Origin of the sequence: Phyllobacterium sp. CCNWLW183 (assembly GCF_037203775.1) — a bacterium.
GTDB classification, from domain to species: domain Bacteria; phylum Pseudomonadota; class Alphaproteobacteria; order Rhizobiales; family Rhizobiaceae; genus Phyllobacterium; species Phyllobacterium ifriqiyense.
This window is the reverse complement of the sequence record NZ_JBBCBN010000004.1, coordinates 373,415-395,195: the sequence shown is the minus strand read 5'-3', so window position 1 is coordinate 395,195 and position 21,781 is coordinate 373,415. Positions and strand designations below refer to the sequence as shown.

24 protein-coding genes are annotated in these 21,781 nt (G+C 53.0%); 12 read left to right on the top strand and 12 right to left on the bottom strand.

What is annotated here, in order from left to right; all coding sequences use genetic code 11:
- The first annotated feature begins 14 nt into the window (after nt 1-14).
- From V9K95_RS12450 to V9K95_RS12440, 3 genes are all read left to right on the top strand, one after another.
- Nucleotides 15-614: a CvpA family protein gene (locus V9K95_RS12450; protein WP_115051803.1), complete on the top strand. Its 600-nt coding sequence runs from the start codon at nt 15-17 to the stop codon at nt 612-614.
- 132 nt (nt 615-746) lie between these two features.
- Nucleotides 747-2,240, top strand: coding sequence for an amidophosphoribosyltransferase (purF, locus tag V9K95_RS12445; protein ID WP_336441003.1), 1,494 nt, complete (start codon nt 747-749; stop codon nt 2,238-2,240).
- Nucleotides 2,241-2,249: 9 nt separating this feature from the next.
- On the top strand, nt 2,250-3,002 hold the full coding sequence (locus V9K95_RS12440) for an SDR family NAD(P)-dependent oxidoreductase (protein WP_115051805.1): 753 nt from the start codon (nt 2,250-2,252) through the stop codon (nt 3,000-3,002).
- Here V9K95_RS12440 and V9K95_RS12435 read toward each other — a convergent pair.
- Nucleotides 2,999-4,084 carry a helix-turn-helix domain-containing protein gene (locus V9K95_RS12435; RefSeq protein ID WP_336441002.1) on the bottom strand — a complete coding sequence of 362 codons (1,086 nt, stop codon included), beginning with the start codon at nt 4,082-4,084 and terminating at the stop codon, nt 2,999-3,001. The two genes, V9K95_RS12440 and V9K95_RS12435, sit on opposite strands and share 4 nt — an antisense overlap.
- 117 nt (nt 4,085-4,201) lie before the next feature.
- Between V9K95_RS12435 and V9K95_RS12430 the strand changes: the two genes are divergently transcribed.
- Nucleotides 4,202-4,909 carry a hypothetical protein gene (locus tag V9K95_RS12430; RefSeq protein WP_336441001.1) on the top strand — a complete coding sequence of 236 codons (708 nt, stop codon included), beginning with the start codon at nt 4,202-4,204 and terminating at the stop codon, nt 4,907-4,909.
- Nucleotides 4,854-5,999, top strand: a complete 1,146-nt coding sequence (locus tag V9K95_RS12425; protein WP_336441000.1) for an alpha/beta hydrolase family protein — start codon at nt 4,854-4,856, stop codon at nt 5,997-5,999. Before V9K95_RS12430 ends, V9K95_RS12425 begins: the two co-directional genes overlap by 56 nt.
- 18 nt (nt 6,000-6,017) lie before the next feature.
- Here V9K95_RS12425 and pssA read toward each other — a convergent pair whose 3' ends face one another.
- The 5 genes from pssA to V9K95_RS12400 form a co-directional block, all read right to left on the bottom strand.
- A complete protein-coding gene (gene pssA / locus V9K95_RS12420; RefSeq protein WP_115051808.1) occupies nt 6,018-6,866 on the bottom strand; it encodes a CDP-diacylglycerol--serine O-phosphatidyltransferase in 849 nt (282 codons plus the stop codon).
- Between the two features lie 3 nt (nt 6,867-6,869).
- Complete coding sequence (locus V9K95_RS12415) at nt 6,870-7,568, bottom strand: phosphatidylserine decarboxylase (RefSeq protein WP_336440999.1); 699 nt, start codon at nt 7,566-7,568, stop codon at nt 6,870-6,872.
- A gap of 125 nt (nt 7,569-7,693) precedes the next feature.
- Nucleotides 7,694-9,511 carry an ABCB family ABC transporter ATP-binding protein/permease gene (locus V9K95_RS12410; protein WP_370878861.1) on the bottom strand — a complete coding sequence of 606 codons (1,818 nt, stop codon included), beginning with the start codon at nt 9,509-9,511 and terminating at the stop codon, nt 7,694-7,696.
- A 71-nt stretch (nt 9,512-9,582) separates the two neighbouring features.
- Nucleotides 9,583-9,942 (bottom strand): ArsR/SmtB family transcription factor, encoded by a 360-nt coding sequence (locus tag V9K95_RS12405; RefSeq protein ID WP_115051811.1) that lies wholly within the window; start codon nt 9,940-9,942, stop codon nt 9,583-9,585.
- Nucleotides 9,943-10,031: 89 nt separating this feature from the next.
- Nucleotides 10,032-11,264: a LysM peptidoglycan-binding domain-containing protein gene (locus tag V9K95_RS12400; protein WP_336440998.1), complete on the bottom strand. Its 1,233-nt coding sequence runs from the start codon at nt 11,262-11,264 to the stop codon at nt 10,032-10,034.
- Between the two features lie 162 nt (nt 11,265-11,426).
- Between V9K95_RS12400 and V9K95_RS12395 the strand changes: the two genes are divergently transcribed.
- A complete protein-coding gene (locus V9K95_RS12395) occupies nt 11,427-12,032 on the top strand; it encodes a TIGR00730 family Rossman fold protein (RefSeq protein ID WP_115051813.1) in 606 nt (201 codons plus the stop codon).
- A gap of 120 nt (nt 12,033-12,152) precedes the next feature.
- Nucleotides 12,153-13,043, top strand: coding sequence for a CorA family divalent cation transporter (locus tag V9K95_RS12390; RefSeq protein ID WP_336440997.1), 891 nt, complete (start codon nt 12,153-12,155; stop codon nt 13,041-13,043).
- Here the strand turns inward: V9K95_RS12390 and rarD are convergent.
- The 4 genes from rarD to cysS all read right to left on the bottom strand — a co-directional run bounded on the left by rarD (nt 13,040) and on the right by cysS (nt 17,647).
- On the bottom strand, nt 13,040-13,990 hold the full coding sequence (rarD, locus tag V9K95_RS12385; RefSeq protein WP_115051815.1) for an EamA family transporter RarD: 951 nt from the start codon (nt 13,988-13,990) through the stop codon (nt 13,040-13,042). The genes V9K95_RS12390 and rarD overlap by 4 nt on opposite strands.
- 101 nt (nt 13,991-14,091) lie before the next feature.
- Complete coding sequence (cimA, locus tag V9K95_RS12380; RefSeq protein WP_336440996.1) at nt 14,092-15,729, bottom strand: citramalate synthase; 1,638 nt, start codon at nt 15,727-15,729, stop codon at nt 14,092-14,094.
- Nucleotides 15,702-16,196: a GFA family protein gene (locus V9K95_RS12375; protein WP_115051817.1), complete on the bottom strand. Its 495-nt coding sequence runs from the start codon at nt 16,194-16,196 to the stop codon at nt 15,702-15,704. Before V9K95_RS12375 ends, cimA begins: the two co-directional genes overlap by 28 nt.
- Nucleotides 16,193-17,647, bottom strand: a complete 1,455-nt coding sequence (gene cysS / locus V9K95_RS12370) for a cysteine--tRNA ligase (RefSeq protein WP_336440995.1) — start codon at nt 17,645-17,647, stop codon at nt 16,193-16,195. Before cysS ends, V9K95_RS12375 begins: the two co-directional genes overlap by 4 nt.
- 381 nt (nt 17,648-18,028) lie before the next feature.
- On the opposite strand from cysS, the gene V9K95_RS12365 reads away from it, so the two are divergent.
- The gene (locus V9K95_RS12365) at nt 18,029-18,196 is read left to right on the top strand and encodes a hypothetical protein (RefSeq protein ID WP_336440994.1); all 168 of its coding nucleotides are present in this window, start codon (nt 18,029-18,031) and stop codon (nt 18,194-18,196) included.
- Here the strand turns inward: V9K95_RS12365 and V9K95_RS12360 are convergent.
- Nucleotides 18,173-18,787, bottom strand: a complete 615-nt coding sequence (locus V9K95_RS12360) for a LysE/ArgO family amino acid transporter (protein ID WP_115051819.1) — start codon at nt 18,785-18,787, stop codon at nt 18,173-18,175. The genes V9K95_RS12365 and V9K95_RS12360 overlap by 24 nt on opposite strands.
- A gap of 29 nt (nt 18,788-18,816) precedes the next feature.
- Nucleotides 18,817-19,581, bottom strand: a complete 765-nt coding sequence (locus V9K95_RS12355; protein ID WP_115051820.1) for an SOS response-associated peptidase family protein — start codon at nt 19,579-19,581, stop codon at nt 18,817-18,819.
- A 98-nt stretch (nt 19,582-19,679) separates the two neighbouring features.
- Here V9K95_RS12355 and V9K95_RS12350 point away from each other — a divergent pair, with 98 nt between their 5' ends.
- From V9K95_RS12350 to V9K95_RS12335, 4 genes are all read left to right on the top strand, one after another.
- Complete coding sequence (locus V9K95_RS12350; protein ID WP_336441014.1) at nt 19,680-20,111, top strand: NUDIX hydrolase; 432 nt, start codon at nt 19,680-19,682, stop codon at nt 20,109-20,111.
- Nucleotides 20,112-20,223: 112 nt separating this feature from the next.
- Nucleotides 20,224-20,559: a TIGR02301 family protein gene (locus V9K95_RS12345; protein ID WP_115052189.1), complete on the top strand. Its 336-nt coding sequence runs from the start codon at nt 20,224-20,226 to the stop codon at nt 20,557-20,559.
- A gap of 102 nt (nt 20,560-20,661) precedes the next feature.
- Nucleotides 20,662-20,919, top strand: a complete 258-nt coding sequence (locus tag V9K95_RS12340; RefSeq protein ID WP_115051821.1) for a hypothetical protein — start codon at nt 20,662-20,664, stop codon at nt 20,917-20,919.
- A 20-nt stretch (nt 20,920-20,939) separates the two neighbouring features.
- Nucleotides 20,940-21,734 (top strand): hypothetical protein, encoded by a 795-nt coding sequence (locus tag V9K95_RS12335; protein ID WP_307283906.1) that lies wholly within the window; start codon nt 20,940-20,942, stop codon nt 21,732-21,734.
- Nucleotides 21,735-21,781 lie beyond the last annotated feature (47 nt).

Here is a 21,781-nt window from a genome sequence, read left to right as displayed (position 1 = left end):
GAGGACCAAATAAAATGCCGATAACGTTGCTTGACGGAATACTATTGGGCATAACCCTTGTCTCGGCGGTCCTGGCCATGGTTCGTGGCTTCTCGCGCGAAGTATTGTCTGTCGTATCATGGGCCGCCGCTGCCGTTGCCGCCTATGTTTTTTACAAGCCAGTGGTTCCCTTTTTAGCCCCTTACATCAGCAATGACACAATTGCGCAGATTGCGGCTGCCGGTCTGGTTTTCATCATCACGCTCATCGTTGTTTCCATTATTACGATGAAGATCGCCGATTTTATCATCGATAGCCGCATCGGCGCGCTGGATCGCACACTCGGCTTTCTATTCGGAGCAGCACGCGGTGTTCTGCTCGTCGTGGTTGCGATGTTGTTTTTCAACTGGCTCGTTACCGAAAATCAGCCGGCATGGGTGGCACAGGCCAAATCAAAGCCGATGATCGACGAGCTAGGTGCAAAACTGGTTGCGCTTTTGCCGGAAGACCCGGAATCAACCATTCTGAAGCGTTTGAAGCCCGGTACGCCTGCGGCAACGGATACTGCGCCAGACGGAACGACAACGGTTGAACCGAAGGAAGACATTCCTCCGGAAGGCACAACACCAGAGTAACCGGACAATAACATGAACTGCGTCAATACCGCTCTTGGGGTTTCCTTGGTAATACCCCATATAGTGTGGCATAATACAACTAGGCACAATTGACTCGATCCCAATGAACTTGGGGCGAAAGGGCTGGCGGCAATGACCGACATTTCTCGTGACGATAACCAATTGATGTCCCTTGACGATGACACACTGCATGAAGAGTGCGGTGTGTTTGGCATTTTGGGCCATCCTGATGCGGCCACACTGACAGCGTTGGGACTGCATGCATTGCAGCATCGCGGCCAGGAAGCTGCAGGTATAGTCTCATACGATGGCAACCAATTCTGCTCAGAGCGCCGTATGGGCCTTGTTGGGGACCATTATACCAACCCGGCTACATTGGCTCAGCTGCCCGGTGACCGCGCTATAGGCCATGTCCGCTACTCCACAACAGGTGACGCTGCTCTCCGCAATGTGCAGCCGCTTTTCGCCGAGCTGGAAATCGGTGGCATTGCCATTGCCCATAACGGCAATTTCACCAATGGCCTTACCATGCGCCGCAAGCTTATTGCCGATGGTGCTATCTGCCAGTCCAATTCCGATACGGAAGTTGTGCTACATCTCATTGCCCGCTCGCGCAGCACATCATCGAGCGATCGCTTCATTGACGCGATCCGCCAGATGGAAGGCGGCTATGCGATGCTCGCCCTCACCCGCACAAAGTTGATCGCCGCCCGTGACCCGATAGGCATTCGTCCGCTTGTGATGGGCGACCTCAATGGCAAGCCGATTTTTGCTTCCGAGAGCTGCGCGCTGGACATTATTGGTGCCAAATTCGTTCGCGATATCGAAAATGGTGAAGTCGTGGTTTGCGAGATTCAAGCTGATGGTTCCATCAGCATTGAGACGTTCAAGCCGCAGAACCCGAAACCTGAGCGGCTTTGCCTGTTCGAATATGTATATTTTGCCCGTCCTGATTCAGTTGTTGGTGGCCGCAATGTTTATACCGCCCGCAAGAATATGGGCATCAACCTCGCCAAGGAAGCACCGCTTGAGGCTGATGTTGTCGTGCCCGTTCCCGATGGCGGTACACCGGCTGCGATAGGTTTTGCGCAGGCGAGCGGCATCCCCTTCGAGCTTGGTATCATCCGCAACCATTATGTCGGCAGAACCTTTATCGAGCCGACACAATCCATTCGTGCGTTCGGCGTCAAATTGAAACACTCAGCCAATCGCGCAGTCATCGAAGGCAAGCGCGTTGTTCTGGTGGACGATTCCATTGTGCGCGGAACGACATCCGTCAAGATCGTGCAAATGATCCGCGATGCTGGCGCAAGCGAAGTGCATATCCGCGTTGCCAGCCCGATGATTTTCCACCCGGATTTCTACGGCATTGATACGCCCGATGCAGATAAGCTGCTGGCAAACCAATATGCTGATCTTGATGCGATGTGTGCGTATATCGGCGCGGATTCATTGGCGTTTCTGTCGATAGACGGGCTCTACAAGGCCGTAAGCGGAGCTCCGCGAGACCCGCGTGCGCCACTCTTTACCGATCACTATTTCACTGGCGACTACCCGACGCGCCTTCTCGACAAGGACGGCCCGGACAATGTCCGTCAGTTCTCACTTCTGGCAAATAACGGTTGAGTTCACTTCATGATTTCTGACGGCAGTTTTCGGCTGGATGGCAAGCTTGCGCTTGTCACCGGCGCTTCGCGCGGCATTGGCTATCACCTTGCAAAAGAACTCGCTGGACGCGGCGCGCATGTTATCGCTGTTGCACGCACGGTAGGCGGCCTTGAAGAACTGGACGACGAAATTACAAAAGCTGGTGGCTCGGCAACGCTGGTTCCACTCGACCTGACCGATCTGCCAGCCATTGATCGCCTCGGCGGCTCAATTCACGAGCGTTGGGGCAAGCTTGATATAATGATCGCCAATGCTGGTGTGCTCGGTACCATTTCGCCTATCGGCCATGTCGAGGCAAAGGTCTTCGACAAGCTGATGACTGTCAATGTTTCCAGCGTCTGGCGCCTTATTCGGACCACAGACCCTTTGCTGAAGCTTTCCGACGCTGGCCGTGCATTGCTGCTTTCGTCGAGTGTTGCCCACTCTGCCCGCGCCTACTGGGCTCCCTATGCCGCTTCGAAAGCTGCCGTGGAAGTTTTCGCGCGCAGCTGGGCGGAAGAGACCAAACAAACAAAGTTGAGGGTGCATTCGGTCGATCCCGGTGCAACGCGTACTGCGATGCGTGCTCAGGCTGTGCCGGGGGAAGATCCGGAGACATTGCCGACACCTGCAGAAGTGGCTGCGAAGATCGCCCTGCTCTGTGATCCCGCTATTGATGAAACCGGAAAGCTGTACAAAGTGCAGTCAGGCAAACTGCTGAGCTATAACAACCCCAGTTAAACGGCGAGACGAATGACGTTTGTCTCGTCCACCTTATTGTTACGCGTGCGCCATGCTTTCGGACTCATGCCGGTGACACGCAGAAACTCGCGGTTAAAGTTTGATTTGGTCTGAAAACCAGCGTCGAACATGATGCGCGTGATTGGCTCATCGGTCTGCGTGAGAAGGTTGCAAGCGTCCCTCACCCGGTAATCATTCACATATTGTGAAACGCTCATCCCTTTGGCGCGGTTGACCGCATTGGATATCTGCCTGACTGAGAGCCCCATTTTTCGGCCCAGTCTGTTCAAATTGAGATCCACATCGCGATATGGCTGACGCGACTGCATAAACTCATCCAGCGCCAAGGCCACCGCAGCATCGTCAGAGGTAGGCTGGCTGGACAATGCAGGCTCATCGCTGCTTTCATCCGCCAAAGGTTGGCTGGCACCAGCCACAGTAGCCGCAGTTCCAAGAACAAGAAGGCCGATAATATTGGCGATAGCGACAATACGGCCCGAATGAAGTCCGCCCGTTTCCGCGAAATCGAAAGTTACCAGCAGGTCGATCACCGCGGAGCCGACAGTGGAAATCGCGGTAAGCTGCAAGGCCCGATAAGACGTAATGACGCCATCCAGCCGCGATGCGCCCAAGATATTGGGGCCAGCCCAAGCGAGCCGGGCAAGCGCAAACCCGTACCCGAGAAAAATGAGAATGATCGTCAGTGAGATGGGGTCGGGCCAAAAGGCGACAAAACCGGCGACCGCCAACGTCGGAAGGAGATGGAGCAATAGAAAAGGCCGCTCAGACGGTGGTCGTTCAGTTCGCAAACTATCAAAACTGAGCCATGCCAATGTGGGAGCTGCGGCCGCAAGTATTGCCTGAAGCGGCAATATCTCAAGGAAGTCATAACCCCAGCGCACGCCTATAACCACCGCTTGCACGGCAGCAACAATCAACCATGCGAAGAAGAACGGGTTTGATGCCCCCTCTTCCTGCCGCCGGATCATTTGGACGAGCAGGATAAAGAGCAGAAGCGCAACGACGAAAGGTAAAGGCACGAAAAGCATTTTCAACATTATCCGAATGAGTTTGAGGCTCAATATGTCCTCAATCGTGATCGCGGACGACCTGAATTGTGATCAAGGTCGAAAATATCTGAACAATGCCGCTCCCTGATGCTGGCGCTAATCCAAGCGCCGCATTTCAAGGAGATCAACATGCCAGGATTTTTTGCTTCGCTTATTCTGCTCTTTACCACTCTTACGCCTGTCGCCGCAAAGGCCGAGACCGCAGCTCAGCTGGATATGACGAGGATCAAGCAGGTGACGATAACCGGCGAGAGCAGCCGTTTGGATTTCACCACTCTAGACACGGTTCCCTATGCGGCGACTATCACAGGGACCAGGACAAGCTGGCTTGCAAGTTGGTATTCGAATTGGTTCTCGAACCGCTGCGAAACGAAAACGACCACTGAAATCAAAGATCAGACATTAACAATCGACGTTACAGAATCTCCTCTTCTCAGCCTTTCTGATTGTGAAGTTGGGATTATCGTCAATCTGCCCAAGGGCGCTGATATCAGCATTGAGCAACACGCTTTGCTTGCGCGTTTTTCCGGTGAGTATCGCAGCATTCGCATCAATGCAAATGCAGCCGATTTTTCGCTGGACGGTTATGCCTCCAGGCTCGACATCAACGGCGATGCAGTGCGCAGCGACGTTCGCTTTGAGCGAAGCAGCAACAACGAGACCATCCGTCTGGAGTCCCGCGCGCTTGATGCCGCGTTCAGTTTTTTGAAGGACACGCCGATCAGCTATGCGGTTGATGCCAAAGCATCTTTTATCGATAGCAAACTTATGAACACCCCCGGTGCAAAACCCTCCATCGATATCAAGAGCGATTATGTCCGCGCGACAATTCGCTGAGGCCCGAAATCATTTTCATACATCCAAAACAAGGAGTTTCACTATGAAGAAATTTGCGTTTCTCACCGGGCTCGCTCTCGTTACAACACTGCAAATCGCTCATGCTGACGACATGAATGTCGGGGTACGTGAATTCTTGTCCCCGTCAAAAGAAAGAGGCATCAATCTTCATGTTACAATCTGGTACCCAGCACAGATTGGCGGCGAGGAAGCGCTGCTTGGCAATACCCCGTTTTTTAGCGGCACCACCAGCATGCGGGATGCGCCAATACTGAAGGGCAAATTTCCACTCATTCTGCTTTCCCACGGCACAGGTATTGCAGGGAATGCAGGAGCCACAAGCTGGATTGCCGCTTCGTTGGCGAAACATGGTTACATTGTTGCCGCACCAAATCATCCCGGCAACCAGAGTGGAAATAGATCGGCGGGTGAGGCAATGAAGCTTTGGCTACGGCCCGCGGATTTTACGTCTACGTTGGATGCCCTCAAAATAAGTACAGCGTTTCAGAATAAAATTGACTGGGAGAAAGTCGGGGCGCTTGGTCTCTCCATGGGCGGATATACGGCCCTTGCAGTAGCCGGAGCCAAGGTGAACCAGCAACGGCTGGCATCTTATTGCGACAACGGCTCGAGCAACAACTCTTTGTGTGAATGGATCAAACAAAGCGGCGTCGACCTTCACACGATGAATCTGCAGCCCGCAGGCCAAAACTACCGAGACAATCGAATTCGATCAGCAGTCGCAGTTGATCCCGCAATGGTGGGGACGCTAACCACCGAAAGCATTGCCAGCATCACAATTCCGGTCGATTTGATAAACCTGGGACGTAGCGGAGAGGTTCCACCAACGGTAGATGTGTCACAAACGGCGAAGCTCATCCCTCACGCACGTTACTCGACGATTGATGGCGCTAATCATTTCAGTATGTTTGCGGAATGCAAAGCCGGTGCATCCGAAGCTTTGAAAGCTAAAGGTATCACCGAAGCACTTTGTGACAATGTCGAAGGACGATCGCGCGGCGAAATTCACGCGCAGTTAATCAACATGGTTGCTGCCGCCTTCAAACGGACTTTTAACACTGAGCAGTAGAGGTGAGTGGCTCCGACATCAGGATTGGATTTCGGAACCATCCTTTTCGGCATCTGTGCTGGTACTGGCAGCATCCGCCGCTTCAAAACGTTTCCATGCCCTGTAGCTGAACGGCAAGGTCAGGAAGAAGGCGATTGTCGTCAATGTTAGCGTTTCCCATGTGTAACTCATCAGGAATGCCACATAGACCACGATAAACAGGAAGGTCGGCATGACCCAATCTGAACGAAGCTTGGTGCCTGCTGCCTTTCCGCTATAGACCGGTAAGCGGCTGATCATCAGCACCGCCACACCCACCGTATAGGCGGCTGCTATAAAGGCGAATGTACGCGTGGGAACAAGACCGAGGAAGCCCAGATAAACCGGCAACATGACCAGCATGGCGCCTGCAGGAGCAGGGACGCCCGTAAAGAAGTTATTCTGCCATAGCGGTTTGCCGACGACGTCAAGCATGACGTTAAAGCGGGCGAGCCGCAAGCAACAGGCAATGCAATAAAGCAGCGCCGCAATCCAGCCGAAGGATCGCGCCTGATCAAGCATATAGGCATAAAGGACCAAAGCCGGTGCAACGCCGAAATTGACGATATCAGCAAGCGAGTCCATCTGAGCGCCGAACTTGGATGAACCCTTCATCATGCGGGCGATGCGCCCGTCTATGCCGTCAAGGAACGCAGCCAGCAGAACCATTGAAACGGCCAGCTCGAATCTGTTTTCAAATGCCAGCCGGATACCGGTCAGCCCGGCGCAGATGGCCAGAACTGTGATGACGTTGGGCATGAGGTAACGCAGGGGAATGCGCGTGCCTTTCGGTTCGGCATTTTGATGTTTCTCGTCAAACAACGGGTCTGTTTCTTGCTCCAACGGCATTGATTAGCTTATCCGGACCAGAGGTGCGCTTGGCGCGCCACCAAATTCAGCAACAACCGTTTCGCCGCCAACGGCCGTTTGGCCGACTGCAACACGCGGCACAAATCCCTGCGGCAGATAGACATCGACGCGAGAGCCAAAGCGGATCAGGCCAAAGCGCTCGCCGATTGAGATTGAGTTGCTTTCATCGACCCAGCACACAATACGGCGGGCAACCAGACCGGCAACCTGCACAACAGCAACCTCGCCATTGGGGCTTTCGATAACCAGACCATTGCGCTCATTTTCCGCACTGGCTTTGTCGAGTTCGGCATTGAGGAACTTGCCGGGTTTATGGACGATAGTGGAAATTCGACCGCGAACCGGAGCGCGGTTGATATGGCAGGAAAAAACATTCATGAAGACGGAAATTCTGGTCATTTCCGTATCGCCCAATCCAAGCTCGCGCGGTGGCACTGCAGGCCCAACAGCCGAAACGAGTCCATCCGCCGGGCTTATAACCAGCTTGTCATCGGTGGGAGTTACGCGCTGGGGATCACGATAGAAATAAATGCACCAAGCGGTTAGTATCAGGCCGATCCAGAACAATGGGCCCCAAAGATAACCAAGAATGAGTGTGGCAACGGCGAAACCAGCAATGAAGGGATAGCCTTCCTTATGGATGGGCACAAAAGTATTACGGATCGTATCAACAAGGCTCATTCATCTATCCCTGATTATGCCAGCATCATATGTCGCGAAACGCCGTAGGCTATGTCGTTACATGACGGCTATTTTTCAACGAGTTTTCGCGTTCTTATCGGAGATTGGCCGCCGGGGCAAACCATTCACGCGGGCATTGCAGGCTTTCCACGGACAACCACTCCAAGATCGTCCTCGGCCTGTACGCGGCGCAACCGCTCTTCGGCCTCGGTTGCCTCGCGTTGGCGATTCCACATTGACGCATAAAGGCCTTTAATTTTCAGCAGCTTGGTATGTGTACCACGTTCAGCAATCACGCCATCCTTCAAAACAATGATTTCATCTGCGCCGATAATGGTCGAAAGCCGGTGGGCGATAACAAGGGTTGTCCGGTCACGACTGACCAAATCAAGTGCCGACTGAATTTCATGCTCGGTGGCGCTATCCAGAGCGGACGTCGCCTCGTCAAGTATGAGGATGGGGGGCGCCTTGAGGATCGTTCGAGCAATGGCAACACGCTGCTTTTCGCCGCCGGAGAGCTTAAGCCCGCGTTCACCGACCATGGCCTGATAGCCCTCGGGCAACGTATTGATAAATGGCCCGATCTGCGCAAGCTCGGCGGCATTACGCATTTCCTCGTCGGTAGCGCTAACTCGGCCATAGCGGATGTTGTAGGCAATAGAGTCATTAAAAAGCACAGTATCCTGCGGCACCATACCAATGGCTGAGCGCAAGCTTTCCTGTGTCACATCGCGGATATCCTGCCCATCAATGCTGATCGAACCACTTTGTATATCGTAGAAGCGGAATAGCAGGCGCGACAGCGTTGATTTGCCCGCGCCCGATGGACCGACGATAGCCACCGTCTTGCCCGCTGGCACCTCAAAGCTGACACCCTTCAAGATCGGGCGCTTTGGATCATAGGCAAATTGCACATTGTCAAAGCGGACCGTGCCACGATCAATCTGCAAGGCCTTTGCATTAGGCTTGTCTTTCACTTCCTGCTCGACATCAAGCAGATCAAACATCTGTTCAATATCAGTCAATCCCTGACGAATTTCCCGATATATAAAACCAATAAAATTCAACGGGATGGAAAGCTGCATCAACATGGCATTGATGAAAACAAAATCGCCTATTGTCTGGGTGCCTGCCATGACCTCCCTGCCCGACATGATCATCATGACCGCCATGCCGATACCGAAAATCACCGCCTGACCGAAGTTCAACCAACCGAGCGAAGTCCAGATGCGCGTCGCGGAAACTTCGTATCGCGCCATTGCCCCATCAAAGCGGGTTGCTTCCATGGTTTCATTGCCAAAATATTTAACGGTCTCGAAGTTCAACAGCGAGTCGATCGCCTTGGAATTGGCATCGGTGTCGGATTCGTTCATGTCGCGGCGAATATTGATCCGCCAGTCACTGGCGCGCACTGTGAACCAAGTATAAAGCCAAACAGTAGCTACGACGACCGCCACGTAAGACAGGCCATAGGTGAACGCAAATATCACTGCGGTCATCAGGAATTCGATGATCGTCGGGGCTGTATTGAGGATTGTAAAACGGACAATAGTTTCAATGCCCTTTGTTCCACGCTCGATGATGCGCGACAGACCACCGGTGCGGCGCTCGACGTGGAAACGCAGGGATAGTTCGTGCATATGAACAAACGTCTTATAAGCGAGTTTGCGCACGGCATATTGACCGACACTGGCAAAGAGCGCATCGCGCAACTGGTTAAGCCCAGCTTGAACAATACGTGCCAGATTATAGGCAGCGACCAGCATCAGAGGGCCGATGAGCAAGACTGGCAAAAGTTCTGAAACTTCCAGCTTTCCGTTCAACGCATCGGTTGCCCACTTGAAAAAGTAAGGAACCAGGATCAATACAATTTTGGAAATGATGAGGTAGACCGTAGCCCATACGACCCGCATGCGCAGATCTGGACGTTCAACCGGCCACATATACGGCCAAAGGTTGCGGATTGTCTGGAAAGTTTTTCCAGACTCGGATGATACGGTCTTTTCGGGCACGTCTAATCCTCGAGCATGTTTTCGCGCCAGACTTGCGGCTGCGGTGGAATGATTTTTTGTGGTGGACAGCAGAGCTCTGCCATTTTGTTTACAAGCATTGCAACGTGAGCGAATGCTGCCGGGTCAATGCTGTAATGCGAGCTTTGACCGGACTGGCGATAACGAACCAATCCAGCTTCAACCAAAATCTTGAGATGCTGCGAAACCGTCGATTGAGCAAGGTCGAGACCAGCGACAATATCCTTGCAGCACGATGCATCCAGACATGACAGCTGACGGACAATGCGCAGACGAGCCGGATGGGCAAGCGCGGCCAGGATACGGGCGTTCTCAATGTCTTCAAAAGATTTTTGGCAAGTCATCGTATATCGTCGATAAACGATATATATCGCAAACGCAATCCTACCCGCAAATCTTTTGCGTAAAACCGCCGGAATACAGCAGATATTTTCTATTGGACGGCGGGTTTATCCGTTTCAGGCAAGGCGAACACTTGTCCAGGAAAAATCCGGTTTGGATTGCGTATCTGCTCTTTATTGGCAAGATAGATGGTGGTGTAACGCATTCCCTCGCCATAGGTCCGGCGCGAAATCCGCCACAGATTATCACCCCGGCGAATAATGACCGAGCCCTCAACACTTTGCAGTGGTGCGGCAGCATCACCTGTTGCAGCTTGCGCTGTCGCGCTCTCGGCCTGTACAGGCTCATCGGCTTTCGGCGCAGCTGCGACGGCCGATACTCGCTCGCCTGCCTCACGTTTGAAAGGTACGGCGGATCTGGCAAGAACGGTAACACCGTCAGCCGCAAGCATATCGGCGCGAACGATATAGTCGCCAACTGCCAGCTCCTTTACGGTCTGAACAAGAAAACGCCCTTCCGGCGTTGTCATTGTTGATCCCAGCAAATCGCTGTTTGCGTAAACCTTCACAGTCAAGCCTGCTTCGGCAGTGCCAGCGATGAAGAGCTTGTTGCCTTCGATCTCGACAGCTTCCACAGCAATACGGGCTTTAACGGCTGGCTGAACAACGGGCTTGTCGCCCTTCGGGGCAGCAGTGACCACTGCCTGTGCGGCATCGGGCGCGGGCGTGGCCGCTGGTGTCGTGATCATGCGGCTTGGCTGGCCCGATTGCTCGACAAGAGCCAACACCTGTCCGGTTTTGGATTCAGGAATTGATACTATTGCGGTTTCAATCGAAGTCATGGCTGTCCCGCTGGCTCCGGTTGAACGCAGCACAAGCTGATAATCGCCGGGCTTCAACGGATCTTCGAGAACAATAACAAAGTCGCCACTTTCATTGGATTTTGTAGTGCCAATGACTTTAGAGCGTGAGAGCAGATCAACAGTGGCATTGGCCGACGCCTTGCCCGCAATGACAATCGACCCGGTCGGCTCGACACGCAATACATCAAAAGTGGGTGCGCCAGAGCTTGGTGGAACTGTTGTCAGTTCCGGTTGCGGCATTGCTGCTTGCTGTGTCGGGGCAGTGCCCGTGGAAGGCACCGAAGCAGCCGGTTCGGCGGCTGGCTCTGTTGGTGCGGCAGGCTTCACCGAAGTGTCAATATTAGCAATTGCGGCTGGTTTATCAGCGTCTGTCTTACCCGAAATATCTGCCAGATAAAGCGCAACCAACCCCGCGGCAACAACGGCGCTGACCCCCAATAATGCAATTCGTGTGCTGAGCATTGTTTTTCTACCCTCTTGTTCTTTTTTGCTCTAGCGCCTTTTATGCTCCTCTACAAGAAACGACGCAAATCCGGCCTACTATACTTTTAATTCAGCCAAAGCGGTAGGGTGTCCCGATTTGTCGCGCTTGACTGTCAGCAAAGCAAAAGGCACCAAGAATATATGAGCAAGATTCGATCCATTTGTGTTTACTGCGGTTCCTCGCCGGGCCGTGATCCAATTTACAAACAAAGCGGCAAGCTGCTTGGAAACTCTATAGCCGAGCATGGCCTTGAGTTGATCTATGGCGGCGGCACAAAAGGTATTATGGGTGCAGTCGCCGATGGCGTCATGTCCGCAGGCGGCAAAGTGACCGGCATTATTCCGAAATTCCTTATGAACAAGGAAGCCACCGAGCATTCACTGCAGCAGCTGTCAGAGTTGATCGTCACTGAGGACATGCACCAGCGCAAACACAAGATGTTCGAGCGTTCCGATGCTTTTGTCACCCTCCCCGGTGGTATTGGAACTGTCGAAGAAATTGTCGAGATCATGACCTGGGCGCAGCTTGGCCGTCACAAAAAGCCGATGGTTTTTGCGAACATCAATGGATTCTGGAATCCGATGCTGGCTCTACTTGATCACATGAAAGCCGAGGGGTTCGTACACACGTCACATTTGGTCAATCCAATTGTGGTAGACAGGCCCGAAGATATTGTACCCGCAATCCTCAGCGCCGCGTCGAGGGGGGATCGGGAAGGCAATGAAGCGATCATCGAACGTCTCTGACGGAATGAAAGGGTCAGCATCATCGACACGCTCGATCCCAAACATTTATCGCCTCGAACCGACGATTTTGTCATAGTCCATGATTTTGATACCGGCGGCTGCCTGATTACGAAATCTGCTGTGGATAGTAGCTGGTCATGGAAAAGTTACGCGCTGGTAGATGTACGCGCCAAACGTAACCTGGAAAACGACGACGACCTCCCGGAAGCGGTCAAGGAAACCTTGCTCGCTGCGGGCGACCAATATCAGATAAACTATGAAGACGGCTGGCTTTTCGGCGAACTTCCCGACCTGCAGCACGAGCATTATGGCGATGCACGCAAACTGGGTTATTTCCGCTTCGCTTTAAACGAGAAACTATTCATTAGCGGGCGCAGATACCCTCTGCAATCGGTCGATGATGTCCGGCAGTTCATATTGCGGGACAAGATCAGACTTGAAACTCCGCTGGATCTGTTCCACGCCATATTTCGGCGTTTTCTTGAATTGTTGAAAGCTGAAATAGCAAAACTTGCCGAGACGCTCGACTCAATCGAAGATCATATCGTCGGCGATAATTGGCAGGGCGAACGGGAGCGGCTTGTACCCGTAAGGCGTCAGATTGTGCTGTTTCATCGCCATTTAACCGCGGCCACCGGCATTTTTCGCCATATCGACCATGCTGACCGGCGTGCATTTCCCGAGAACCTCGATGACCTGATCGAAGGCCTGTCTCGCAGAGCCGAAACGCTGCATGCAGAGGGAGAGCAATTGCAACAGCGGGCTCGGCTTTTGCAGGACGAACTCATGGCAAAGCTATCCGACCAGTCCAACCAGTTTCTCTATATTTTGTCGATCATGACCGCCGTCCTGTTGCCCACAACAGTGATCAGCGGCTTGTTCGGCATGAATACCGGTGGATTGCCATTTCTGGAAAGTCCGCACGGTTTCTGGATCGTGGCTTTTGTAGCGCTGTTTATTTCAGTGATGGTTTATCTGTTTGTTCGCAAGATTGGCGGTTCGCGGCGCTAGGCCGCCGTAGCCGGGCGAGCTTTGCGCGCTTCGTGCAACATGGACCACGTATAGATGGCCAAAGCCGACCAGATCAAAGCAAAAGCGATGAACTGGATGTGTGAAAATGGTTCGCCAAATACAAAGATTGCACTCAGAAACACAATGGTCGGCGCAATATATTGCATCAGGCCAATCGTGGTGTATCGGAGCAGTTTCGCACCAAAGGCATAAAGGATAAGTGGAACGGCGGTTGCCGGACCGGCGAAAAGCAACAGAGCGATATCATGCGTATTGCCCTGCATGAAATGGCTGGTGCCCTGAATGATAGTCCAGCCGATTAGAGCAAGCGATGGGATCGACAAGATCAAAACTTCCAGCATGAATCCCTGCGTCGGGCCAATAGGTAGAGTTTTGCGGAAGAACCCATAGAATCCAAAGCTGAATGCGAGGACCAGCGATATCCACGGCAAGCCACCTGAATAAATGGTGAGGAGCAGCACGGCGCAAGCCGCCAGCGCAACGGCCACCATTTGGGGCTTGGATAGACGTTCGCCGAGAAACACTGCACCCAGAACGACATTGACCAGCGGATTTATATAGTAACCCAAGGCCGTATCGATCGCATGGCCAGAGCCGATAGCCCAGACATAAGTGCCCCAGTTAACAGTGATCAGACTGGCGGTTAGTGTGGCCATCGCCAGCATGCGCGGAGTTGTCAAAGCGACCTTGAGATCACCAAACAGGCCGAGCCACCAGAGCAGGATACCGGCAATTGGCACAGACCAGACAATACGATGTGCGACCACTTCCAGCGCAGGAATATGAGCGACGGTCTTCAGATAAAACGGAAGGACGCCCCAAAGAAGATATGCTGAGAGAGCAAAAAGAAAGCCTTTCTTGCCATCGGACATTCCCGGCAAAGGCACGGATTGCATTGCATCATTCATTTTTGCTTGTTCGCTCATGGAGCGAAGTCCTAGACTTCAGCCTGCACTGCGTCCATTGAATTCGAATGATCGTAACATCAACCCATTTGATGTTTTGGCTCTTTTCTAGTCAAATCAATCTATTCCGCGGCAATTTTTCCTGCAAGATCGCGATTTTTCATCAATTTATAGACCACAGAGTCCATTAATGCTTGAAAAGACGCGTCTATGATGTTGTCGGAAACCCCGACTGTCCACCATCTGACATTGGTCGAATCTGTCGATTCTATCAAAACCCGGGTAATCGCTTCCGTACCACCATTGAGAATACGGACCTTGAAGTCCGCCAAAACAAGATCATTGATCTCATCCTGATAGCTGCCCATGTCCTTGCGCAAGGCAAGATCGAGAGCGTTGACCGGCCCGTGCCCTTCGGCCACCGACATACGCATTTCGCCGTCGACTTCCATACGAACCACAGCTTCGGAGACCGTTTTTATATTTCCATTGGCATCGAAGCGGCGCTCGACCATACAGCGGAAGGAATCCACTTTGAAAAACTCCGGCACAGTGCCCAGCGTGCGCCGGGCCAATAGCTCGAAGCTGGCATCGGCACCTTCATAGGCATAACCTTCAGCTTCGTGTTCTTTGACGAGCGAAATCAGCGTATCAAGACGCGGATCGGTTTTGGTGACAGAAATGCCGCGCCGCTCCAGTTCGTTGATGAAATTGGACTTTCCGCCTTGGTCGGAAACCATGACCTTGCGGCGATTCCCCACCGTTTCCGGCGGAACATGTTCGTAGGTCGCTGGCTCCTTGATCAGGGCAGAAGCGTGAATACCCGCCTTTGTGGCGAAGGCGGAAGAACCTACGAAAGCGCCCTGCGCGTTTGGCGCACGGTTAAGCAGTTCGTCGAAACTGCGCGACAAGCGCGACAGCCCCTTCAGCTTTTCGAGGCTGATACCGGTCTCGAAGCGATCCGCCCATGCGGGCTTGAGCATCAATGTCGGGATGATGGTGATTAGATTGGCATTGCCGCAGCGCTCTCCGATACCGTTAAGCGTGCCCTGCACGTGGCGGACGCCAGCATCAATGGCAGCGAGCGAGTTTGCGACAGCTTGTTCCGTATCATTATGCGCGTGAATGCCCAAATGGTCACCCGGAATGATTTTCGTGACCGCCTTGACGATCGCCGTCACTTCAGCAGGTTGCGCACCGCCATTGGTATCGCAAAGAACCACCCAGCGAGCACCAGCATCATAGGCGGTCGTGGCACAAGCCAACGCATAGTCAGGATTTGCCTTGTAACCATCAAAGAAATGTTCACAGTCGACAATGGCTTCCTTGCCCGCGCTGACAGCGGCTTTCACTGACGCGTCGATGGACTCGAGATTTTCTTCGTTCGTGCAGCCGAGCGCAACGCGAACATGATAATCCCAACTCTTGCCAACGAAACAAACCGTATCAGCCGAAGAGCCAATCAGCGCTGTGACACCAGGATCATTTGAAACAGAAACGCCGGCGCGTTTTGTCATGCCGAATGCGGCAAACTTTGCATGGTTTGTGCGTTTTTCGGCAAAGAATGCTGTGTCGGTCGGATTCGCTCCGGGATAGCCGCCTTCAACATAGTCGAAGCCAAACTCGTCCAGCATAGCCGCGATTACTTTCTTGTCTTCCACCGAGAAATCAATGCCAGGTGTCTGCTGGCCATCGCGCAAGGTGGTGTCGAAAAGGTAGATGCGTTCTTTGCTCACTTGTGCGTCTCTTCCGCGGGCCATCTGTCTGTATCGAAATCCGGATGCTGATACGAAATCATGGTTTTCAGGAAATCGATGGATTCCGGATCGCCTTCGGACGTATATCCGGGCAAAGACGAGAGATCATCGACATAAGGCAATTTGCCTTCGAGTCCCCATTGAACAGTCGGCGCTAGTTCTTCCGGCTCATCAAAGGCACCGATGGCAAGAGCTATGCCATCGGGCGCTTCATAGGTCAGCGGTGTTCCGCAGTCGGCGCAGAATCCCCGCTTGACGTGGTTGGACGACTGAAACCGTTTTGGTTCGCCTCGCGTCCATGTCAGATCGGTATCCGTTACCGAAACCAGCGGCGCAAAGAAATTGCCGAATGCTTTCTGGCACATGCGGCAATGACAGATCGATGGGCTCCCCAACGCGCCAGTAGCGCGAAACCGTACGGCCCCGCATTGACAGCCTCCGGTGTAGACTGGCTTGTTATCCAAACTCACCGCTTCACCTCCCAGCTTGTCACACGTTCACCCGTGACCGCATCCTTGCCATCTTTGAGCTGAATGCCCTTTTCCAGCAATTCATAACGGATAGCGTCTGCTTCAGCAAAATCGCGTGCACCGAGCAGTTCTAGCCGTTGCATTACCTTAGCTTCAATCTCTGCGGCGAATTCAGACGACACTTCGTCGGCATCACTACTCAAATCAATGCCGAGTAATGCAAATATTGCCTTGTAAGCTGCGGGATCCAGTGACCGGGATTTGCGGACTGTAGCCAGCCAGTTGATGAGGCCCGGTGTTGCAAGATCATCAGACAATATCTCCAAAGCCTCATCGGGCACCCATCCGACAGCGGCAGAGCCTGCATATTCCCGCGCTTTGGCGAGGATATTCTCAGCTTCTTCTAGCCGATTGATGGTGAAATCAATCGGCTCGCGATAATTGGTCATGAGCATAGCCAATCTCAAAACATCACCCGGCCATTTGCGATCGCCAAATGTCGTCGTCTCCAGCAATTCGTTGATGGTGAAAAAATTTCCGACGCTTTTCGCCATCTTCTGGCCCTCAACCTGGAGGAAACCATTATGCATCCAGATATTGGCCATCCGATCCGTGCCGAATGCGCAGCATGACTGGGCGATTTCGTTTTCATGATGAGGGAAAACGAGATCAATGCCACCTCCGTGAATATCAAGGATATTCTTCATCGGATCATCGCAGCGCAACCCACCGCCGAAGGGCTCAAGCAGCTTGGCCATAGCCATGGCAGAGCACTCTATATGCCAGCCGGGACGACCGAGACCATCAATCCCCGCCGGTGACGGCCAACCGGGCTCACCTTCCTTGGAAGGCTTCCACAAAACAAAGTCCATCTCGTCGCGCTTATACGACGCAACGTCGACGCGGGCACCTGCGAGCATGTCATCTGCGGAGCGCCGTGCCAAAAGCCCATAGCGCGGGCCCCTCGCCGCATTCATCGCAGAGGGTGAGAACAGCACATGTCCGTCAGCAACATAGGCAACGCCGCGCTCTACCAGCCGGTCGATCATCGCCACCATTTCGGCAATATACTCGGTCGCCCGCGGCTGCGCCGATGGCTCCAGATTGCCAAGCGCTGTCACATCGGCCTGAAACTGAGCGTTCGTAGCTTCCGTCACCTTTCGAATAGCTTCGTTCAGTGGCAGATTCGGAAAATCCCGGGCGGCACGCGCGTTAATCTTATCGTCGATATCCGTGATATTGCGAACGTAAGTGACATGATTTTCGCCGTAAGTGTGACGCAAAAGCCGAAACAGCACATCAAAGACAATGACAGGTCTGGCATTGCCGATATGGGCGTAGTCATAGACTGTCGGGCCGCAGACATACATGCGCACATTTTTAGCGTCGATTGGCTCGAACTTCTCCTTCGAGCGTGTCAGCGTATTGTAGAGGCTAATGTCATGCGGCATGGGTCATCTCAATTTCAGGTTCAAGGATGTACAGAATATCAACAGACGGGTCGCTTGACCGGCATATTTGCATCTTTGGTACTGGAAATTTGAGATGAAAACGACCGGGCCAGCAGGAGCTAGCTGATAATGGTCCGACAGGTGATAATAATCGTGACTGACAACGTTTTCATGATGTCTTTATGATTGAGCGCAAGCCAATCGTCAAGCACCGGCAATTGGAAGCTGGTGTGGCAAATTTGTCGGGATCACATTGGTTAATGCAAATTAACCGGAAAGCCTAAAATCCTCCCGGAAAGTGCCTTTTTTCCGGCCAATTTGAACGGGATTCCTGTCTCTTATGCGAAAGGGGAATAGGCCCCGCCCAAAAGGACCAGACCCATGATACCGACACAACAGACTGCAAAGCCGCGAGAGAGTATCTTTGCCGACCACCTTGCCCTGCAATACCGCGCCATCGGCCCGGCAGCCATTCAAGCCGCAGTACTCAACACTGTCCGTCAGCATCCGCCTTTGAAGCTCGCTTCAATTGTTCAGGAAACGGACTAAAAGACTAAGCGCGATCCCCGCCATGACAAGGCCGATGATAACATCGAGCACGCGCCAGGCAGCCGGACGGGCGAACACCGGTTGCAGCAGCCTCGCACCATAGCCGAGGCCGAAAAACCAGACGAAGGATGCAATCGCCGCGCCAGCGCCATAAGCCGCGCGGTTAGCCCCTTCGAAGCGGGCCGAGAGGCCCCCAAGCAAGACAACTGTATCCAGATAGACGTGCGGATTGAGGAATGTTAGCGCCAATACGGTGCCAATAGCCGCCTTCAGCGAGCTACTGCCAAACCGTGCAGCCTGCATTGCCTCTGGGTGCAATGCACGCCGGAATGCTACCGAGGCATACCAGAACAGGAACAGAGCGCCTCCAAGCGTTACAAATGAAATGAGTTTGGGCGACTGGGCGATCAACGTGCCAAGACCCGCAACACCTGCGGCAATGAGCAACGCATCGGATAATGCACAGATCAGGCTGAGAATAAACACATGCTCGCGCAACAATCCCTGACGCAGTATGAAGGCATTTTGAGCGCCGATGGCAATGATCAGCGATCCGCCAAGAAGAAAACCGGAAAGTGCGGCTGAAAGCATTCGAAGATATCCTGATAAACCTGGGCGAATTAAAAAAGCTTCATCTGCGTATCAGGTTCTTCGGGTTTGTTGCGAGCGGATTTTTTGGGCTCGCTCAAATTTTCAAGCACCCTTTCCTGAATATCCGGCCCGGTATTGGCAACCTTGTTGACCTTGTCGGATACGGGAATGGCTTCAAAAAAGTCCGCTTGCGCCGGCTTTAATAAATCCGAAACATGGCGCGGCTCCTGTGTCTTGCAATCGAGCCAGCGGGCAAAATCCTTTTGCTCGATGATCACAGGCATACGATCGTGAATGTGACGAATATCGTCATTGGCACGCGTCGTAAGTATGGCTCCAGTGTCCATTTCCGAGCCTTCGGCATTAGCCCAAGGCTCATAAAGTCCGGCAAAGGCAATGATGCCGCCATTGCGCGGTCTGATCCAGTAAGCTTGGGATTTTTTGTCCCCGCTGCGACGCCACTCATAAAAACCTGATGCCGGAATGAGAGCCCGGCGATGGCGCATAGCGGTCTTGAAAGAGGCCTTCTCGATTGCAGTTTCCGACCTCGCATTGATCATCAATGGGTAATCGGCAGTATTTTTCACCCAGCCCGGAATAAAACCCCAACGGACAAGCAGCGCTTTGCGATCCGAACGATTGCTGCCGGGGGGCGGAGTTTCGCCGCTCATCACCATGAGGATTGGCTGCGTAGGGGCAATATTGAAACGTGGCGGAAAATCTTCAAGCTCCATGAGCGCAAGATAGGCCGCTATTTCTTCAGGTGTCCCAAGGAGTGAAAAACGTCCGCACATATTAACCTGCTTCCACGCTGCCGCGACCTTCGTCAATGCACCACTTGCTCAACTACCGCCATCTTGTCAAACGGACTTGCAAGGCTTACCGCTTGGATATGGACCAAATTCCACTTTCCCCAACTGTCGATGGCGTATCGGTTGTATGCATCCGCGACGGTGCATTTCTCCTGGTTGAGCGTGGGCGCGATCCTTCCAAGGGCTGGCTCGCCTTTCCCGGCGGAAGACGAGAGGATGGTGAGACGCCGCAGGAGGCGGCAATTAGAGAATTGCACGAGGAAACCGGCCTCGCTGCGGCGATGGTCACCTATCTTACGACAGTGACATTCGATTACTCCACGCCTGAATTTCCCTCCCCCAGACCATTCCGCCTTGCTGTTTTTCGAGCCCATGATGTTCTTGGGGAAGCAATTGCTGCCGATGACGCGGCAGCAGTTCATTGGTTGCGGTACGAAGAAATGACCGGATTTGACGTTACGGAAAGTGTGCTTGACGTTGCACGGGAACTTGCGCGGGACTTCGAAAGCTGAGGGTATCCCACCAAACTGCCTTGAAGATGCCTTGCTTTCAGGACACAAGGGTTTGGGGAATCCAGCTCAAGGCAATTTTGTGCGTCGAACAGCGTTTATCATATTGGCATTGATGGGAATTTCGTGCGCTGTTCCAGCCTATGCAGTCGATCCTCTTTATGAAACCAAATTGATAAGACTGGCGGAAGTGCTGGGCTCGATCCACTCTTTGCGCAATATATGCGGCGAGAACAGCAGCCAATGGCGCGACAGAATGGATGCACTGCTTCTGGCCGAAAATCCAGATCCAGTGCGAAAGGCGCGTTTGATTGCCAGTTTTAACCGGGGATACAGGACCTTTAACGAGACCTATTCGACCTGTACAAGCCAGGCGATTGCGGCGATTGACCGCTATGAACAGGAAGGAACAAAGCTTTCTTCCGAAATCGTATCGGGATATGGAAATTAACCGGGCTTTAACTGTTGAAGCCAATGAACCGCATTTTAAGCAAAACCTATGGTATTGTTTAGTGGCACTTTAAGAATTGGCTTCGGCCAAGGATGGTACATCATGAACATGACCTCGACAGATATTGATAAATTGGTTGCTGAAGAGAAAAAACTCGTAGCGATCGAATATCAGAATGAAGTCTGGGCTGATGGCACGCTTGAAGGTATCGAACCGGAGATCATGGCTGAAGCAGCATTTGCCACCGCGCTGATCGAACTTATCCGCGATAACGGGGAAGTGTCCGCGTTAGCCTTGCTCGAAGCCTTGCGCGAACGTATCTCTGCTGGCGAGTTTTCGACGAATCGCATTCTGCAGTAGTTAAATTCCGGGTGACATTCATGCTTGAAAAGCATCTTTCCGCTTATCCTTTCGCCAGAACCATCATGCTGGCGACAGCGGTATGCGCATTGAGCCTACCTGCATGGTCTGCAAATTCAGGTGCGCCGGTGCAACTTGCATTGAGCGAAATCAAAAAGGAAGAACTGCCCAAGGCGGCAGAGCCTGCAAAGCCTGACGCGAGCCAGCCAACTGGCGAAACACAGACACCCCCGCCCGCATCATCAGATACGCCAGGTGCAGCGCCCACCGAGCCTACGGCGGAAGATGGCGCCGAGGGTGCCAAGGCTACCAATCCAGCAATGCCCAATGCGAAGGATGGAGCGGAAACACCAGAGGTCCAGTACGATCTCACCAAGCTACCCTTCCCCGTACAAAAGATGCATCAGCTTATTCTCGAGGCTGCGAAATCGGGCAATATTGAAGCGCTGCGGCCACTTATCGGGTCTGGTGACGATGTAACCATGCTTTCGCTGGCCGAAGTCGACGGCGACCCGCTGGCCTATCTGAAAAGTCAGGCAGGCGATCCGGATGGGCAGGAAATACTTGCAATTTTGGTTGATGTGCTGGAATCCGGCTTCGTGCACATCGATGCAGGCACAGCAGACGAATTATACGTTTGGCCCTATTTCTTTGCCTATCCGTTGGATAAGCTGGATGCAAAACAAAAAGTTGAGCTCTTTCAAATCGTTACTGCTGGCGACTATGATGAAATGAAGCAGTTCGGCACGTATGTATTTTATCGTCTGGGTATCACTCCGAAAGGCCGCTGGCGCTTTTTCGTGACCGGCGACTGATTTTTCAGATTTATTTTCATTGGATGTCACATCCGGCAATGCTGTCT

What these genes read in the sequence shown, in the direction of transcription:
- V9K95_RS12450 (WP_115051803.1), top strand. Translation starts at nt 15, where the DNA reads ATGCCGATAACGTTGCTTGACGGAATACTATTGGGCATAACCCTTGTC.
- purF (WP_336441003.1), top strand. Translation starts at nt 747, where the DNA reads ATGACCGACATTTCTCGTGACGATAACCAATTGATGTCCCTTGACGAT.
- V9K95_RS12440 (WP_115051805.1), top strand. Translation starts at nt 2,250, where the DNA reads ATGATTTCTGACGGCAGTTTTCGGCTGGATGGCAAGCTTGCGCTTGTC.
- V9K95_RS12430 (WP_336441001.1), top strand. Translation starts at nt 4,202, where the DNA reads ATGCCAGGATTTTTTGCTTCGCTTATTCTGCTCTTTACCACTCTTACG.
- pssA (WP_115051808.1), bottom strand. Translation starts at nt 6,866, where the DNA reads ATGCCGTTGGAGCAAGAAACAGACCCGTTGTTTGACGAGAAACATCAA.
- V9K95_RS12415 (WP_336440999.1), bottom strand. Translation starts at nt 7,568, where the DNA reads ATGAGCCTTGTTGATACGATCCGTAATACTTTTGTGCCCATCCATAAG.
- V9K95_RS12410 (WP_370878861.1), bottom strand. Translation starts at nt 9,511, where the DNA reads ATGTGGCCGGTTGAACGTCCAGATCTGCGCATGCGGGTCGTATGGGCT.
- V9K95_RS12405 (WP_115051811.1), bottom strand. Translation starts at nt 9,942, where the DNA reads ATGACTTGCCAAAAATCTTTTGAAGACATTGAGAACGCCCGTATCCTG.
- V9K95_RS12400 (WP_336440998.1), bottom strand. Translation starts at nt 11,264, where the DNA reads ATGCTCAGCACACGAATTGCATTATTGGGGGTCAGCGCCGTTGTTGCC.
- V9K95_RS12395 (WP_115051813.1), top strand. Translation starts at nt 11,427, where the DNA reads ATGAGCAAGATTCGATCCATTTGTGTTTACTGCGGTTCCTCGCCGGGC.
- rarD (WP_115051815.1), bottom strand. Translation starts at nt 13,990, where the DNA reads ATGAGCGAACAAGCAAAAATGAATGATGCAATGCAATCCGTGCCTTTG.
- cimA (WP_336440996.1), bottom strand. Translation starts at nt 15,729, where the DNA reads ATGGCCCGCGGAAGAGACGCACAAGTGAGCAAAGAACGCATCTACCTT.
- cysS (WP_336440995.1), bottom strand. Translation starts at nt 17,647, where the DNA reads ATGCCGCATGACATTAGCCTCTACAATACGCTGACACGCTCGAAGGAG.
- V9K95_RS12365 (WP_336440994.1), top strand. Translation starts at nt 18,029, where the DNA reads ATGATACCGACACAACAGACTGCAAAGCCGCGAGAGAGTATCTTTGCC.
- V9K95_RS12360 (WP_115051819.1), bottom strand. Translation starts at nt 18,787, where the DNA reads ATGCTTTCAGCCGCACTTTCCGGTTTTCTTCTTGGCGGATCGCTGATC.
- V9K95_RS12355 (WP_115051820.1), bottom strand. Translation starts at nt 19,581, where the DNA reads ATGTGCGGACGTTTTTCACTCCTTGGGACACCTGAAGAAATAGCGGCC.
- V9K95_RS12350 (WP_336441014.1), top strand. Translation starts at nt 19,680, where the DNA reads ATGGACCAAATTCCACTTTCCCCAACTGTCGATGGCGTATCGGTTGTA.
- V9K95_RS12345 (WP_115052189.1), top strand. Translation starts at nt 20,224, where the DNA reads ATGGGAATTTCGTGCGCTGTTCCAGCCTATGCAGTCGATCCTCTTTAT.
- V9K95_RS12340 (WP_115051821.1), top strand. Translation starts at nt 20,662, where the DNA reads ATGAACATGACCTCGACAGATATTGATAAATTGGTTGCTGAAGAGAAA.
- V9K95_RS12335 (WP_307283906.1), top strand. Translation starts at nt 20,940, where the DNA reads ATGCTTGAAAAGCATCTTTCCGCTTATCCTTTCGCCAGAACCATCATG.